The following is a 15550-nucleotide window of genomic DNA, read 5'->3' on the forward strand; positions in this document are numbered from 1 at the left end:
AACGGGGAGAATTGTTATGAGCCTACCTAAAAAAGCCCGCGTTGTAATTGTCGGCGGCGGTGTTATCGGTTGTTCCGTTGCCTATCACCTGGCCAAACTTGGTTGGAAAGATATTGTGTTGCTTGAGCGTAAGCAACTCACATCCGGCACAACATGGCATGCTGCTGGTCTAATTGCGCAACTACGCGCATCAATCAACACGACAAAACTGGCCAAATACAGTCAGGAACTTTATGGATCGCTGGAAGAAGAAACAGACGTTGCAACAGGTTTTCGGCGCTGTGGCTCTATCACTGTTGCTCTGACTGAGGATCGCAAAGAAGAGATATTTCGCCAAGCAGCAATGGCGCGCGCCTTTGGTGTCGAAGTTGAAGAAATTACACCCAATGAGGTGAAAGAACGTTATGAACACCTCAATGTTGATGATGTTCTAGCTGGTGTTTATCTACCAAAAGATGGACAAGGCGATCCTGCAAACATCGCACTTGCACTCGCAAAAGGAGCTCGACTTAAAGGCGCTTTAATCAAAGAAAATGTGAAAGTCACATCCTTTAAAAAAGACAGAAAACGTGTCACTGGCGTTGCCTGGGAAACGGAAAAAGAAACAGGCCTCATTGAAGCCGAGCACGTCGTTAATTGCGCAGGCATGTGGGGTCATGAAGTTGGCAAAATGGCCGGAGTGAATGTTCCGCTTCATGCCTGCGAACATTTTTATATTGTTACAGAAAACATTACCGGCCTAAAACAACTACCCGTCCTCCGCGTTCCAGACGAATGTGCATACTACAAGGAAGATGCAGGCAAATTGCTGTTAGGTGCCTTTGAACCAAACGCAAAACCCTGGGGTATGGATGGCATTCCCGACGACTTCGAATTTGATCAACTCCCAGAGGATTTCGATCACTTCGAGCCTATTTTGGAACAGGCTGTTAATCGCTTACCACTATTGGCAGAAGCCGGTATTCATACATTTTTCAACGGCCCAGAAAGCTTTACGCCAGATGATTCCTATCATTTAGGTTTAGCTCCTGAATGTGATAACTTTTGGGTGGCAGCAGGTTTCAACTCAATCGGGATTCAATCCGCTGGTGGAGCAGGCATGGCACTCGCCGCATGGATGGATACAGGCGAAAAACCATTTGATCTTGGCGATGTAGACATCTCCCGTATGCAGCCGTTCCAAGGCAATAAAACCTATCTTTATGAGCGCTCTAAGGAAACACTTGGTCTGCTATACGCAGATCACTATCCATTCCGCCAAAAAGCAACCGCACGTGGCATCCGAAAAAGCCCCTTGCACTACCACTTACAAGAACAAGGTGCAGTCTTTGGCGAATTTGCCGGATGGGAACGCGCAAACTGGTTTGCTGATAAAGGTCAGAAGGCTGAATACGAATATAGTTGGAAACGCCCAAACTGGTTTGAAAATTCTGCCCGCGAACACGAAGCAATCCGTACAAATGTCGGCATGTATGACATGACATCATTTGGAAAAATTCGCGTAGAGGGACCGGATGCTGAAAACTTTTTAAACTACATCTGCGGAAACAACATGTCGGTACCTATCGGCAAATTGGTCTACACCCAATTCCTCAACAATAAAGGCGGTATTGAAGCAGATGTTACCGCCACAAGACTCTCAGAGAACTCCTTTGTTGTCGTTACTCCTGCGGCAACACGCCTTGCTGACCAAACGTGGATGGAGCGCCATAAAGGCAATTTCAACGTCGTTATCATTGATATGACATCTGCAGAATCTGTTCTTGCTGTTATGGGACCAAATTCTCGTAAACTTCTTCAAATGGTTTCTCCAAATGATTTCTCTAACCAAGTAAATCCATTTGGCACGTCTCAAAATATCGAAATTGGTATGGGCCATGCGCGTGTAAACCGCGTGACTTATGTTGGTGAACTTGGCTGGGAAATATATGTTTCCAATGATCAGGCAACCCACGTTTTTGAGACACTGCACAACGCTGGACAAGATCTAGATTTAAAACTTTGTGGACTTCATATGATGGATTCATGCCGGATAGAAAAAGGCTACCGTCACTTTGGCCATGACATTACGTCAGAAGACCATATCTTGGAAGCAGGCCTTGGCTTTGCAGTTAAAACTGACAAACCAAATTTCATAGGTCGAGAGGCAGTTCTCTCAAAAAGAGAATCCGGCCTAGACAACAGAATGATGTCTTTCAAATTACTCGATCCAGAACCACTTCTTTATCACAATGAGCCGATCCTACGCGATGGTGAGGTTGTGGGCCATCTGACATCCGGCGCATATGGACACACACTCGGTGCTGCCGTTGGTATGGGATATATACCTTGTAAAGGTGAAAAAGTGGCTGAAATGCTCGCATCAAATTATGAAATTGACGTTGCTGGCACGAAAGTAAAGGCAGAAGCATCTATCAAGCCACTTTATGATCCGAAATCAGAGCGTGTGAAGGATGACTTGAGTAACAGCCAAACAAAAAGCAACATATGAGAGTATTTATTTGATGCTGAGCCTTATAAATCTAAAAAATGCAATATTTATTACCTGGGTTGAATATGTTTGTTAATAAATTGATGGGTTAATAGACTATGGGGTCCGTATTTCACAGATATGGAAAAGTACAAAATCGAGTCTATCATAAATGAATATTGAAACTAAGAAGTCTGGCCAGCAACAGCGACGTGCAACACCAACTGCAAGTGCAATGGCGAAAATCGCGGGCTTCATGCAGCGCATGAATATTGAGTGTACACCAGCTAATTTTGAACTAATTTTTGCAGTTCTTAGCGGCGAAAATGATGAATTACGGAAAGAATTCAGTCAGTTAAGTAAAAACATTACGCAACAAGATCTCGATCCGCTTATCAGAAAACATATTTCGCATCACATGGAAGATGACATTGCCTCGGAATCCATCGAGACGGTTGGCGATGAGTTAAACGAATTTATCGAATTGGTGCAATCCGAAAGTAATTCACTCGAAAAATTTGATCAAGTTATCAAACAACAAACTCAAACACTCGCTGACCCTAAAAATGTTTCCCCTGAGAAGCTAAAAAGTACACTTTCCACTATTACAGCTGCAACACAGCAAAAGATGGAGGAAGGCAAAAAAGTCCGTGAAGCTGTCTCCGCTCAAGCAAGACGCCTCGATGGTGTTGCCCAAGGTTTGAGTGATTTCAAACAACAAAAATTCATGGATGCGCTTACTGGGCTGCCAAACAGACGTGCATTCAACAAAGAATTGCTCACAATTTACAAGGGTGAACGCGCCCGTAATTGCTCATTGCTCGTTATAGATATCGATGCTCATACCAATATTAAAGAAAATCTTGGTTCACTAATTGCAGACAAATTTGTCGTCCATATCGGTGCGATCATTGAGCAAGTTTGTCAGGATAGTGATTTTCTGGCTCGCTCTGGCGACACGCAATTCTCTGTTCTGTTCTGGAATATTAATGATCAAACAGCTAAAAGCATCGCAGATAAAGCCAAAGCGATAACGGCTAAAACACCTCTTCTTAATGCCAGCAATGGCCAACCTATTGGAAGCGTTACGATTTCAGGTGGCATTTGCGGTTCGAATATCGCGACATCAACTGGTGAATTAATGTCCAGGGCAGAAGCTGCACTGAGCATGTCAAAGTCGAAAAACGGCAACCAAGTAACCGTCTTTGAAGAACGTCGCACTGGTGATACAGATCTCGAACGCGCCTCCTATTCATTTTACGAAGCATCTTAAGCGACAGCTCGTTTAAATAGACGGTTTCCGATAGTATACTCCTCAGTGATTCACAGCTCCGGAGTAACCTATGAAATTCATCGAAACCATCGAACATCTGGAAAAAGTTTACAGCGCACCATCTGGGGCATCGATTATAAAAGTTTGTAGTAAGTTAACTCCTGGACATCGCTCATGGGTCGAACATTCAAAACTTTGTATTCTATCAACTGTAGGCCCAGAAGGAACCGACGCAAGTCCGCGCGGTGATGAAGAACCAGTTGCACGGATTCTGGATGATGAGACGTTGGCTATACCTGATTGGCGAGGCAATAATCGCATCGATAGCCTTCGTAATATTGTCCGCGACAAACGAGTTTCGTTGATGTTTTTTGTAGGTGGCTCTAACAATGTCATTAGGGTTAATGGGCACGCATACGTTACGATAGAACGTGAGGTGATCCAAAAACTCTCACGTAAGAATGCCTCTCCTCGCAGTGTAATAATAGTCAAGATAGGTGAAGTATATTCCCAATGCGCAAGGGCACTTATTCGCGCCAATCATTGGAACGAAAGGCCCGACCTTTCAACGCTACCCACAATCGGCGAGTTACTCAAAGAAGCAGCCAATGGTGATTTCGATGCGCAGATATATGACAAAGAATGGACTGCGCGCGCGGCAAAAACTATGTGGTCAGCAGAATAGAACACAGATCAAATGAACGATGTAAAACATCATAAGTAAGCACGGTTCAAGCCATGCTTAGTGTCAGTCCTGTGCTTGAAGCGCTGTGATTGCGATACAATCACACACATCTTGCGCACTACACCCACGAGATAAATCATTAGCTGGTTTCGCTAGCCCTTGAAGAATTGGTCCAATGGCCTTTGCACCACCGATGCGCTGTGCAATTTTATACCCAATATTTCCTGCTTCCAAGTTAGGAAACACAAATACATTTGCATCACCTTTTAAAGGTGAACTCGGAATTTTGGATGATGCAACAGATGGCACAAAAGCAGCATCAAACTGCACCTCGCCATCAACTATTAGATCAGGGCGTTTTTCTTTCACAAGATTTGCAGCGCTCTCAACTTTTTTCACAACGGCATGTGACGCACTTCCAAGAGAGGAAAAACTCAACATCGCGACTCTAGGTTCAGCATTCGTAAACCTAGCGAATGAATTCGCCGAGGCAATTGCGATGTCTGATAATTCCTCATCTGATGGGTCAATACTAATAGCACAATCTGCGAATACGACAGTCTCTTTTCGCACATGGTGTTCTTGGTTCATAACCATAAGAAAGAAACTGGAGACAGATTTTGCGTCTTTTGCCTTCCCAATAAGCCGAAATGCTGCCCGCACGGTTTCTGCTGTCGTTGCAACGGCACCCGCCACCGAACCATCAGCATCACCAAGACGCACCATCATAGCTGCAAACGACAATGGATCTTTCATAGCCTTTAAGCTTTCCTCTTCTGAGAAAACTCTAGGCTTAGGATGATTTTTATAATAGTCGGCATACGCCTTTGCGTAACTATCCAATAAAGAGCTGGTAGCAATATCAATGATCTCAATTCCATTAATATCAAGACCCTTTTCCTGTGCCAAAGCATTAATTGTATCTTGCCGACCAATTAAAATCGGAGTTGCAAGACGCAGTTCGCTCGCACGAACTGCGCCTTCCAATATGCGCGGGTCTTCACCCTCTGCCAAAACAATACGGCAATTGGTATCCCGAGCTTTTTCGTAGATCAGATCTAGCGGGTTGATCATGATACGTTCTGTGGTCGCATATCATCTTTGTTGATGCCAGCAACAACAACAGGTTGCTTCATCGCATCCCGACGGAATGGCTCACCAAGTTCTTGGTTCAACACAACTTCGATAAATGTTGTCTCGTTGCGCTGCATTTGGCCTTCAACAGCAGTATTAAGTGCTTCTGTCAATGCATCCATTGAACGAACTTGAACGCCCTTAAGACCGCAACCTTCTGCGATTTTCGCATATTCCACACCAAGATTTAGCTCAGTACCCACAAAGTTGTCTTTAAACCACAATGTTGTGTTACGTTTTTCAGCACCCCACTGGTAGTTACGGAAGATAACCATTGTGATCGGTGGCCAGTCATTACGGCCAATCGCAGTCATTTCGTTCATAGAAATACCAAACGCACCATCACCGGCAAAACCAACTACTGGTGTTTCTGGGCAAGCGATCTTCGCACCAACAATTGCGGGAAGACCATAGCCACAAGGACCAAATAGACCTGGAGCTAGGTATTTACGTGGCTCATCAAATGATGGATATGCATTACCAATCGCACAGTTATTGCCAATGTCAGATGAAATAATAGCATCTTTAGGAAGCGCTGATTGAATTGCACGCCAAGCCATACGCGGCGACATACGTTCTGGTTCGCGGTCACGTGCACGCTCGTTCCAGTTTGTGCCCGGATCATCATCCTCGTGGTCCATTGATGTTAGAGTTTGCGCCCATGATGATTTGGTTTGGTGAACAAGAGCTTCACGGTCAGAACGGCCAGCATCGCCAGCAGTTGCAGGTAGCTTATCAAGAATTTGCTCAGCAACAAGCTTCGCATCGCCTTGGATTGCCACTGATACTTTCTTCGTCAAACCAATACGATCCGAATTCATGTCGACTTGGATGATTTTGGCATCTTTTGGCCAGTAATCTATGCCGTAACCTGGAAGCGTTGAAAACGGGTTCAAACGCGTACCCAAAGCCAGCACAACGTCAGCTTTTGCAATCAGTTCCATCGCAGCTTTTGAACCATTGTAACCAAGTGGGCCAGCATGCATTGGGTGTGAACCTGGGAACGCATCATTATGCTGATAACCGCAGCAAACCGGAGCAGACAATTTTTCTGCCAAAGATGCAGATGCTGGAATTGCGCCGGCAAGAATAACGCCAGCACCGTTTAGGATAACCGGGAATTTTGCAGATGCTAAAAGATCAGCAGCTTCTTGGATTGCATCCGCACCACCGCGAGGACGCTCAAGACGAACAATTTGAGGAAGCTCAATATCAATCACCTGGGTCCAGAAATCACGCGGAACATTGATTTGAGCAGGAGCAGAACCGCGCCATGCTTTTTCGATCACACGATTAAGAACTTCGGCCATACGTGAAGGATCACGAACTTCTTCTTGATAGCAAACCATGTCTTCAAACAATTTCATTTGCTCGATTTCCTGGAAACCACCTTGACCAATTGTTTTATTCGCTGCTTGAGGCGTAACCAAAAGAAGCGGGGTATGGTTCCAATAAGCAGTTTTTACAGGCGTTACGAAGTTTGTAATACCAGGACCGTTTTGCGCAATCATCATAGACATTTTGCCTGATGCGCGAGTAAAACCGTCCGCAATCATGCCGCCTGATGTTTCGTGTGCACAATCCCAAAATTTGATTCCAGCAGCTGGAAAAATATCAGAAATCGCCATCATAGCTGACCCGATAATACCGAATGCATGTTCGATACCGTGCATTTGTAGCGTTTTTACAAACGCCTCTTCTGTTGTCATTTTCATAACTGGTAATCCTTCTCACCGATGTTTGTAGTTTTTATTAGTTATTCTAATTCAGAGCTTTTAGTACCCATTAAACGTCAGCCCCCATTCGAATGGATAATTTGACGGCAATGTCCGTCAAATTGGCAACAATTTGCTTACCCTTTTCAGGTGTTGCGTCTTCCTTAAGCATACTCACAGCAATGCCCGCGATAGGTTTATTCTTTGAATCCAAAACAGGAGCGCCATAGCAAACCAATCCCTCGCTCACATCTTCATTATCAAACGAGTAGCCGCATGCCTTATCAGATTGTAATTGTTTAATCAGAGCATCAATGCTTTCAGCGTCAGCAACATTTGCGTATAGTTGCCGAACATCAAATTCATTCATATGGCTCATCATGGCTTTACCAGTTGCGGTAATACTAGCTGGCAATCGCATACCGGAACGGAAGTCAAAGCGCCCCTCTGTAGCCTCTGAGTTTCGTGCTGCAATATATATAATGTCGGTATTCTCTAAAACGGAGAGCGTAATTGTCGCTCCCGGCAAATCTGTACCATCATCCCAGATGGTGGCAAATTCGCTGGCGATATCACTGCGCGCAGTAAATGCATTTGCCCACCGCATCACATGTGGACCCATTTGATAGGATTGATCCGCACGACGAACAAGCAAGTTTAGCGAGACCAGTGTGCTGCAAAGTCCATGGATCGTGCTCTTAGCGAGACCTAATTCATCCGCAATATCTTTAGCGCTCATACCGGAGGGATGGCGACCAATTACATCGAGAATTTGCACACCACGAGCAAGAGCAGGAACAAGTTTAACTTGGTGATCTTGATCAGACATAAAACCTCTCCTCTCCTTAGGTGTTATTAATAATAATGAAGGCATACTTGCCCCGTTGACGACATTCTATAAATGAACTAACAATCAAAATCAAGAACCAAGTTCGATATACTGAACTATTTTTCGTAATTGGAGCTAACATGTTGAAATTAAACGATCCAACTCTTCTTGAAACGCGAAGCCTTATTGGAGGAGTGTGGGAAAACAGCAAAAATACTTTTGACGTCGTCAATCCCGCAGACGGAAATCTCGTCGCAAAGGTTGCTGATTTCGGCAAAACTGGTGTTCGCAAAGCCATTGACGCGGCCTATGCAGCACAAAAAGACTGGGCAGCTTATACCGCAAAGGAACGCGCTGATATTCTTTTAAAGTGGCATGATCTCATTTTAGAAAACCAGGAAGACATGGCGCAAATCCTAACGGCAGAAATGGGAAAACCCATCACTGAGGCACGTGGTGAAATCGGTTATGGTGCAAGTTTCATCCGCTGGTTTGCAGAGGAAGCACGCCGCATTGACGGCGACATCATCCCAGGTCATCAACGCGACAAACGAATAATAGTGCTCAAACAGCCAATTGGAGTTGTTGGCTCCATTACACCATGGAACTTTCCCAACGCGATGATCGCTCGCAAAGTAGCCCCTGCCCTAGCATCAGGCTGCACATTTGTTGGCCGACCTGCGGAACTTACTCCCCTATCTGCGACGGTCATGGCTGTCTTGGCGGAACGCGCTGGCATTCCAAAGGGTGTTTTGAATATCGTAACTGGCTCGGATGCCGCAGAAATGGGCAAAGAGCTATGCGAGAATACAAAAGTTCGAAAAATTACATTCACAGGCTCAACTCGTGTTGGCTCAATACTTATGCAACAATGTGCCGGAGACATTAAGAAGCTATCACTTGAACTTGGTGGCAATGCGCCATTCATTGTCTTTGATGACGCCGATATCGATAAAGCAATTGAGGGCTGCCTCATTTCCAAGTTCCGTAACGCTGGACAAACATGCGTCTGCGCAAACCGTATTTATGTACAATCCGCTGTGTATGACAAATTTGCGAAGAAACTCGCCGATGCAATGTCTGATCTTACAATTGGCCGTGGTTCAGAAGACACAACAAAAATTGGCCCGCTCATCAGCAAGACTGGCCTGGCGAAAGTTGAAGATCATTTATCAGATGCAACATCAAAGGGCGCTAAGGTTCTAACCGGCGGCAAACGCAGCGATAAAGGCGAACTCTTCTTCGAACCTACCGTATTAGCTGATGTTACAAATGATATGAAAATTACGCGTGAGGAAACCTTTGGACCGATAGCACCTCTTTATAGATTTGAAACGGAGGATGAAGTCATTGAACGGGCCAACGATACCGAATTCGGACTGGCTTGCTATTTCTACTCCAACGATCTTAGTCGTGTTTGGAAAGTCACTGAGGCACTTGAATACGGGATCGTAGGCGTCAACACAGGATTGATCTCATCTGCAGAGGGACCATTTGGCGGGGTCAAACAATCTGGTCTCGGTCGAGAAGGTTCTAAATATGGTATCGACGATTTTCTTGAACTAAAATATGTCTGTATGAGCGTCTAGAACAGGCATCAGGCTATTTTCAAATTATATGCCGCATCAAAACCGTTGCGGCCCTTTCCGGTCTCTAAGCTCACCTTCTGCCCCTGCTCCAAACCTGAAAGTCCACATCGTTCAACCTCTGAAATATGAACAAACACCTCTGCACCATTATCTTCGCGCGTGATAAAGCCAAAACCTTTTGCTTGGTCAAACCATTTTACAACACCAGAAATCATCTCATGCCTTTACGTTAATAAGGTCGGGTTTGCTTTCACATAGTCTTCGACAAAACTGGTGAATGCTTCCACTTTTGCGGGCAGCTTTTCATAAGGCGGATAATAGGCTGTCATCCAAATTTCCGGCGACTGCCAGTCATGAAGAATTTCAACAAGACTTCCTTCTTCCAAATGATTCAAAATCATAAATTTAGGGATAGCAATAATCCCATGCCCAGCAGCAGCGAGATCTGCGATCAGATCACCATTATTGCAGATAAAGTTATGTTCGCTTGCAACAGTTTCGACACTTCCATCAATCAAAGATGTAACTTGAAACTGATGACCGGAGGCAAAATGTGAATAACCCAGTCGCATACGTCGCCCGAGTTCGGAAGGACCTTGAGGTTCACCATAATTGCGCAAGTAAGCCGGGCTTCCCACAAATATTCTCGGGACAACGGCAATTTTACGCCAGATTGTCGAAACATCGGACGGTGGCCCTGAAATGCGCAATGACATATCAAATCCATCTTTAACAATATCAACAAACTCATCCGACAATTCTATATCAAGTTCCAGATCAGGATATGTCATCATCAAGCGGCTTAATATCTGAGGTAATATCCGTTGCCCAAGCGAGAACGGCACACTCACACGCAGCTTGCCCTGTAATGTTTCATGCTGTTGGCGTACAAGTTCATCGGCACGATTAAGTTCACCCAGCAAAGGCTGTGTACGTTCCAGATAAATCTGACCTGCAACAGTCAGCGAAACCTTCCGAGTTGTTCGGACAAGTAACTGCACGCCGAGCAATGCTTCAAGTTCTCCAACATAGCGCGTCGCAATCGAGCGCGTAATGCCCAATTGCCGCGCAGCTTCGGCAAAACTTTTATGTTCTGCAACTTCTGCAAAAACACGTATTCGCTCAATCTGACCAGCCATGAAGATTCATCTCCGTAAATTTGTACGTCAAAAATTTGTTGCACAATCCGCAACATTACACAATTAAATGACGCTATATTTTCGCTCAATATGATCCAAGCTCAAAACAATGACGTATTGGTTAACGAGAGGTAAATATCATGACACGACAAATTAAAACCCTTGTTGCATGCGTAGTTCTTTTCCTGAGTGGTTTTGTGATTGGAGCGACGGCCCAAAACATTGCAAAATCTGACACGTTAGAAGTTCAAAGAGTAATTTCCGATCAACTTTCCGCTTTTATCAAAAATGATGGGGCTCGTGCTTATTCGCACGCAGCTCCATCCATTAAAAAGATGTACCCAAACCCTACCCATTTTATGGCAATGGTTGAACGTGGATACGGAGCAATCTATCGATCAACAACCTATGATTTTGGCCGTAGCAAAGTTGAAAACGGCAACATATATCAAGAATTGATCTTAACGGGAGAGCGTGGAAATACTTGGGAGTCAATTTACGCATTATCAAAGCAAGATGATGGCAGTTGGAAAATAATGGGCGTACAAATGAGGCGTAGCGAAAACTCAACACTTTAATTTTGCACCACCCGTCCAACTTGCCCATGCTTCAGGCGTATCGAGGTCAATGAGAATTGCATCATCCATCTCAAGCTCAATTACATTTTCTTGTTCAGACTTAATGAGCGCACGCGCACCCTCATCGCCTGACATGTTTTTCAGTTCACTATAATAACATTGATCGAACAAGACAGGATGCCCATAACGACCATCATCAGTTTTTGGGCGAACAATCTTACCAGTCTGATGAGTTGAAAGTATTTCATTAATATGGTTCGGCGTTAAATCTGGCATATCTGCAAGACAAATCAAATATCCTCCTGCATCTTCGCCAGCGGCATTGACCCCCGCTTTCATTGATGCCGACATACCTTTATAAGCTTCCGTGGCGCAGATAATTTCAACATCAAAACCAACAAGCAAAGCACGGTATTTCTCAATACCACTCCTTACAACGACAATGCATTTTGATATATCCGATGCACAGACATTTTTCACCGTTCGATGTAACAACGGCTTATTGTCTATCATCATCATCAATTTGTCATCTTCACCCATACGCGACGATGACCCTGCTGCAAGTATGATCGCTGTTATCTCGGTTCTGTTACTCATTTAACTTCGCCAAATATCGTTGACATAATTCCAAAGTCATTTCCCAAAATGGATACGATCGTAGCCAATGCGTTACTTTCACCGCTCTTTAGATAGCTTAACACAACTTGTCGGATGAGCTTGCATGTTATGTAATTATGAATATCTCCCACCCCTCTGCGTTCAACTGACGAACGCAAATATAAGCCACATGAAAACCTACCTTGAATACATACGCGACATCAATTACGCCTACTACAGATGTTTCAAAATGGCGAGATATATGCAAAGCTGATCCAAATATATAAAGCGAACGGAAAAGATATGTCACTCTACCCTGTAAGGATGGATGTTAAGCCAGAAGTCACCGCTTTTTTTGACGAAGCTACAAATACAATCAGCTATATCGTCAAAGACCCAAGCTCAACTGCTTGCGCTATTATCGATTCCGTAATGGATATCGACTATGCGGCTGGTCGCATAACTCATGACCATGCAGATAAAATGATAAACTTCATTAAAGACAATGAGCTGAAACTTGAATGGATCATAGAAACACATGTCCACGCCGATCATTTGTCTGCGGCTCCCTACATCCAAGACAAACTTGGAGGGAAGATAGGTATCGGCCAAAAAATTATGGTCATCCAGGACACCTTCGGAAAAATTTTCAATGAAGGAACCGATTTCCAACGGGACGGTTCGCAATTTGATGCGTTGTTTGAAGATGGCGACACATATCAAATTGGCAACATGACTGCATTTGCAATCTATACGCCTGGCCACACGCCAGCTTGCATGGTGCATGTGATGGGAGATGCTGCTTTTGCTGGTGATACACTGTTCATGCCAGACGGCGGTTCTGCTCGCGCAGATTTTCCAGGAGGTGATGCGGGGCAACTTTACGATAGTATTCAGAAAGTCCTTGCGCTACCTGAACAAACGCGTCTCTTCATGTGTCATGATTACGGACCAAATGGCCGAGATATCAAGTGGGAAACCACCGTCGGAGATGAAAAGAAATTCAACATACATGTAGGTTCGGGCAAGACAAAAGAAGAATTCGTAAAATTTAGAACCGAACGTGATGCCCAACTTTCGGTACCCAAATTAATTATTCCATCTCTTCAGGTCAACATGCGTGCAGGTCATGTGCCTCAAGACGAAGACGGCAATCCGGTCCTCAAAATTCCTGTCAATGGACTTTAGATGACTTGAACGACATGAAGAAACCAGCGCAACTACTTCTATTTAAGAACTACATTTGGCTCTGGAAGACCTCTAAAATCAATTGATCTGTAAAACGTCTTTCCTTGGGGCGAAGATGCATCTCTATGCTCCTCGCTTAATCCTTCCATAGCACTTGTCACAAACAGAGTTTTAAAGTCTTGGCCACCGAATGCAGGGCAAGTCGTCTGGGTTGCCGGAAAATTTAAACGCCCAACCGAGTTACCGCTTGGATCAAATCCTTCAACGCAGCCTCTACCCCAAAAAGCCACCCAGATATTTCCATTTTTATCTGTTACAGCGCCATCAGGTCCGCCGTTTTGGTTTGTAAAGTCAAGATAAACATCTGGATCAGAGATTGGCCAACCAGTTGCTTGATCCAACGCTTGCCGCATAATTTTCTTTGTCGGTGTATCTGTGAAATACGCGTACTCACCATTTGGAGAAAAGCATATCGAATTTGGTATTGTGACATTATCATGGAGTTTTCTAACTTCACCTCTGCAAAATCTATATATAGCGCCTGCTTCGTTTTCGGCATTCTTACCCATGGTACTAACCCAAAAGCCATGCTGGCGGTCAGCCCTCCCATCATTGGAACGGGTAATAGAATTTTCCGCCTCAATTTGGATAATAGGAACAATATCGCCAGTCGAGATAGAAAACTCACAAAGGCCAGTCTCACATGAAATCAATAAACTATTTTTATCAATCCATGCCGCAGCCGATACACATTCTGCAAAATTCCATTGCTTGGCTTCCCCATCGATATTTGTATTGAGGGTTTTGGATAAAATATCAAACCAAAATAAACAATTTAGCTCAGGGTGCCAAAGTGCGCCCTCGCCTAATTCGCATTTTCTTTCATCGTAGACTAGATATTTACTTTCTACAGTCATCTACATGCGCCTTATGTTCGTCTAACCAGTCCCCTGAAAACGACCTAATATTTATATTAACGAATTAGCCCGAATTATGTCATATTCTGTAGTTATGATTCATTATCATCACAAGGAATTTTTGACATGAAGAAAATTATCGCAGTTATTGCAGTCTCAGCAGCGCTGGGGGGATGCACCACAACCGAGAAAAGTGCCGCTATCGGCGCAGGAACTGGTGCCGTAGCCGGCGCACTTATATCAGGCAATGCAAGAGGCGCAGCAGTAGGTGCGTTGGTCGGCGGAGCGGCAGGTGCACTTCTAGGAAGCGTCAGAGGTCAACCTGGTAAATGCAGATACTCTGATGGCCGAGGCGGATCATATATCGCCGCTTGTTAAGCTTTAATTGTTAGAACAACCGTAATGGCTGCCAAAACAATTGGCGGCCATTATTTTTTTATAAAGATGTAATCCGTTTCTTGAACGCGCGTTTCGCCAACCTCTAAGATGGCATTTGGATAGGTTGAATTATTCGGAGCATCCGGCCAAATCTGCGTTTCAAGACAAAATCCGGCACCTGGCTTATATGTCTGACCACTTAGCCCTTCAACCGATGGCTTGATACCACCGCCAGCGTAGAATTGGATTCCAGGCTCAGTAGAAAATACATTAAGTTCGATATTAGATGTCTTGCTAAAAACCTTTGCAACATGACGCTTATCACGCTGCTCATTGGACAGGCAGAAATTGTGATCATAAGCCACAAATCCATCTAACGCGCGAACAGGTCTGAGTTTTTGAAAATCAAAAACACTCCCTTTGACAGCACTCGGTATTCCTTTTGGAATGAGGTCATCATCAACCTCAAGATAACGATCTGCGTTAATTTGCAATTCATGATCATAGATATCCTCAGAACCGTCTAAGTTAAAGTAGCTATGATGTGCTATATTTGCAATCGTTGGCTGATCAGTTTCAGATTGATAAATAATCCGAAATATACCTCCATCCAGAAGAGAGATTGAACAGGTAATCTTGCAATTTCCAGGGTAACCACATTGTCCATCAGGGTCGAGAATTGAAAGTTTTACATGATTGGCACCAGCATCTTCTATTTCCCATATACGGTCAGATATGCCGGATGTTCCGCCATGCAGATGATTGCCAGTGGTTTCATTTCGGTCCAGTTGGTAGCTATTACCATTAAGTTGAAAATGACCATCTTTTATCCGATTTGCAAAGCGACCAACACTTGCGCCAAAATATGGTGAATGATTTAAATAATCTTCGAAACGGTCATAACCAAGAACAAGCGACGCATCATGCCCCTCAAGTCTTAGGTCTTGCAAACAAGCACCATAGTTCAATACCCGCGCCGTCAGTCCACCGCCCTTTAGCGTCATACGCTTGACAGCATTACCTTCGAGTTGACCAAAAACTTCGATCATTTAATCCTC

At 44.3% G+C, this 15550-nt stretch carries 15 protein-coding genes; 7 read left to right on the forward strand and 8 right to left on the reverse strand.

Annotation, left to right across the window (positions count from 1 at the left end):
• Nucleotides 1-16: 16 nt before the first annotated feature.
• The 3 genes from G3W54_RS11275 (at nt 17) to G3W54_RS11285 (ending at nt 4428) form a co-directional block, all read left to right on the forward strand.
• Nucleotides 17-2491, forward strand: a complete 2475-nt coding sequence (locus G3W54_RS11275; protein ID WP_162653140.1) for an FAD-dependent oxidoreductase — start codon at nt 17-19, stop codon at nt 2489-2491.
• Between the two features lie 151 nt (nt 2492-2642).
• The gene (locus G3W54_RS11280; RefSeq protein ID WP_162653141.1) at nt 2643-3743 is read left to right on the forward strand and encodes a GGDEF domain-containing protein; all 1101 of its coding nucleotides are present in this window, start codon (nt 2643-2645) and stop codon (nt 3741-3743) included.
• 70 nt (nt 3744-3813) lie between these two features.
• The gene (locus G3W54_RS11285) at nt 3814-4428 is read left to right on the forward strand and encodes an MSMEG_1061 family FMN-dependent PPOX-type flavoprotein (protein WP_162653142.1); all 615 of its coding nucleotides are present in this window, start codon (nt 3814-3816) and stop codon (nt 4426-4428) included.
• 63 nt (nt 4429-4491) lie between these two features.
• On the opposite strand, the gene pta is transcribed toward G3W54_RS11285, so the two are convergent.
• The 3 genes from pta to G3W54_RS11300 all read right to left on the reverse strand — a co-directional run bounded on the left by pta (nt 4492) and on the right by G3W54_RS11300 (nt 8106).
• Nucleotides 4492-5502 carry a phosphate acetyltransferase gene (pta, locus tag G3W54_RS11290; protein ID WP_174244226.1) on the reverse strand — a complete coding sequence of 337 codons (1011 nt, stop codon included), beginning with the start codon at nt 5500-5502 and terminating at the stop codon, nt 4492-4494.
• Nucleotides 5499-7277 (reverse strand): sulfoacetaldehyde acetyltransferase, encoded by a 1779-nt coding sequence (gene xsc, locus G3W54_RS11295; protein ID WP_162653143.1) that lies wholly within the window; start codon nt 7275-7277, stop codon nt 5499-5501. The genes pta and xsc overlap by 4 nt, the downstream gene beginning before the upstream one ends.
• Nucleotides 7278-7347: 70 nt before the next feature.
• Nucleotides 7348-8106: an IclR family transcriptional regulator gene (locus tag G3W54_RS11300; protein WP_162653144.1), complete on the reverse strand. Its 759-nt coding sequence runs from the start codon at nt 8104-8106 to the stop codon at nt 7348-7350.
• Between the two features lie 140 nt (nt 8107-8246).
• Between G3W54_RS11300 and G3W54_RS11305 the strand changes: the two genes are divergently transcribed.
• Nucleotides 8247-9695: an NAD-dependent succinate-semialdehyde dehydrogenase gene (locus tag G3W54_RS11305; RefSeq protein WP_162653145.1), complete on the forward strand. Its 1449-nt coding sequence runs from the start codon at nt 8247-8249 to the stop codon at nt 9693-9695.
• Nucleotides 9696-9703: 8 nt separating this feature from the next.
• On the opposite strand, the gene G3W54_RS11310 is transcribed toward G3W54_RS11305, so the two are convergent.
• Together G3W54_RS11310 and G3W54_RS11315 are read right to left on the reverse strand one after the other, a co-directional pair.
• Nucleotides 9704-9910: a cold-shock protein gene (locus G3W54_RS11310; RefSeq protein ID WP_162653146.1), complete on the reverse strand. Its 207-nt coding sequence runs from the start codon at nt 9908-9910 to the stop codon at nt 9704-9706.
• 9 nt (nt 9911-9919) lie between these two features.
• Nucleotides 9920-10834, reverse strand: a complete 915-nt coding sequence (locus G3W54_RS11315; protein WP_162653147.1) for a LysR family transcriptional regulator — start codon at nt 10832-10834, stop codon at nt 9920-9922.
• A gap of 140 nt (nt 10835-10974) precedes the next feature.
• Here G3W54_RS11315 and G3W54_RS11320 point away from each other — a divergent pair, with 140 nt between their 5' ends.
• Nucleotides 10975-11412: a DUF4864 domain-containing protein gene (locus G3W54_RS11320; RefSeq protein ID WP_162653148.1), complete on the forward strand. Its 438-nt coding sequence runs from the start codon at nt 10975-10977 to the stop codon at nt 11410-11412.
• Here the strand turns inward: G3W54_RS11320 and G3W54_RS11325 are convergent.
• Entirely contained in the window at nt 11401-12009 is a 609-nt protein-coding gene (locus tag G3W54_RS11325) for a nucleotidyltransferase family protein (RefSeq protein WP_162653149.1), read from the reverse strand. The genes G3W54_RS11320 and G3W54_RS11325 overlap by 12 nt on opposite strands.
• Before the next feature lie 303 nt (nt 12010-12312).
• Between G3W54_RS11325 and G3W54_RS11330 the strand changes: the two genes are divergently transcribed.
• Nucleotides 12313-13197 (forward strand): MBL fold metallo-hydrolase, encoded by an 885-nt coding sequence (locus G3W54_RS11330; RefSeq protein WP_162653150.1) that lies wholly within the window; start codon nt 12313-12315, stop codon nt 13195-13197.
• A gap of 38 nt (nt 13198-13235) precedes the next feature.
• Here the strand turns inward: G3W54_RS11330 and G3W54_RS11335 are convergent, their stop codons facing one another.
• Nucleotides 13236-14114, reverse strand: coding sequence for an SMP-30/gluconolactonase/LRE family protein (locus tag G3W54_RS11335; RefSeq protein WP_162653151.1), 879 nt, complete (start codon nt 14112-14114; stop codon nt 13236-13238).
• A gap of 126 nt (nt 14115-14240) precedes the next feature.
• Between G3W54_RS11335 and G3W54_RS11340 the strand changes: the two genes are divergently transcribed.
• Nucleotides 14241-14492, forward strand: coding sequence for a YMGG-like glycine zipper-containing protein (locus tag G3W54_RS11340; RefSeq protein ID WP_162653152.1), 252 nt, complete (start codon nt 14241-14243; stop codon nt 14490-14492).
• Between the two features lie 50 nt (nt 14493-14542).
• On the opposite strand, the gene G3W54_RS11345 is transcribed toward G3W54_RS11340, so the two are convergent.
• Nucleotides 14543-15541 carry an aldose epimerase family protein gene (locus G3W54_RS11345; RefSeq protein WP_162653153.1) on the reverse strand — a complete coding sequence of 333 codons (999 nt, stop codon included), beginning with the start codon at nt 15539-15541 and terminating at the stop codon, nt 14543-14545.
• Between the last annotated feature and the right edge of the window lie 9 nt (nt 15542-15550).

Origin of the sequence: Lentilitoribacter sp. Alg239-R112 (assembly GCF_900537175.1) — a bacterium.
GTDB lineage: Bacteria > Pseudomonadota > Alphaproteobacteria > Rhizobiales > Rhizobiaceae > Lentilitoribacter.

Excerpts from the sequence above, each read along its gene's own strand:
- G3W54_RS11275 (WP_162653140.1), top strand. The coding sequence starts at position 17 with ATGAGCCTACCTAAAAAAGCCCGCGTTGTAATTGTCGGCGGCGGTGTT.
- G3W54_RS11330 (WP_162653150.1), top strand. The coding sequence starts at position 12,313 with ATGTCACTCTACCCTGTAAGGATGGATGTTAAGCCAGAAGTCACCGCT.
- G3W54_RS11285 (WP_162653142.1), top strand. The coding sequence starts at position 3,814 with ATGAAATTCATCGAAACCATCGAACATCTGGAAAAAGTTTACAGCGCA.
- pta (WP_174244226.1), bottom strand. The coding sequence starts at position 5,502 with ATGATCAACCCGCTAGATCTGATCTACGAAAAAGCTCGGGATACCAAT.
- G3W54_RS11335 (WP_162653151.1), bottom strand. The coding sequence starts at position 14,114 with ATGACTGTAGAAAGTAAATATCTAGTCTACGATGAAAGAAAATGCGAA.
- G3W54_RS11345 (WP_162653153.1), bottom strand. The coding sequence starts at position 15,541 with ATGATCGAAGTTTTTGGTCAACTCGAAGGTAATGCTGTCAAGCGTATG.
- G3W54_RS11315 (WP_162653147.1), bottom strand. The coding sequence starts at position 10,834 with ATGGCTGGTCAGATTGAGCGAATACGTGTTTTTGCAGAAGTTGCAGAA.
- G3W54_RS11305 (WP_162653145.1), top strand. The coding sequence starts at position 8,247 with ATGTTGAAATTAAACGATCCAACTCTTCTTGAAACGCGAAGCCTTATT.
- G3W54_RS11320 (WP_162653148.1), top strand. The coding sequence starts at position 10,975 with ATGACACGACAAATTAAAACCCTTGTTGCATGCGTAGTTCTTTTCCTG.
- G3W54_RS11300 (WP_162653144.1), bottom strand. The coding sequence starts at position 8,106 with ATGTCTGATCAAGATCACCAAGTTAAACTTGTTCCTGCTCTTGCTCGT.
- xsc (WP_162653143.1), bottom strand. The coding sequence starts at position 7,277 with ATGAAAATGACAACAGAAGAGGCGTTTGTAAAAACGCTACAAATGCAC.
- G3W54_RS11310 (WP_162653146.1), bottom strand. The coding sequence starts at position 9,910 with ATGATTTCTGGTGTTGTAAAATGGTTTGACCAAGCAAAAGGTTTTGGC.
- G3W54_RS11325 (WP_162653149.1), bottom strand. The coding sequence starts at position 12,009 with ATGAGTAACAGAACCGAGATAACAGCGATCATACTTGCAGCAGGGTCA.
- G3W54_RS11280 (WP_162653141.1), top strand. The coding sequence starts at position 2,643 with ATGAATATTGAAACTAAGAAGTCTGGCCAGCAACAGCGACGTGCAACA.
- G3W54_RS11340 (WP_162653152.1), top strand. The coding sequence starts at position 14,241 with ATGAAGAAAATTATCGCAGTTATTGCAGTCTCAGCAGCGCTGGGGGGA.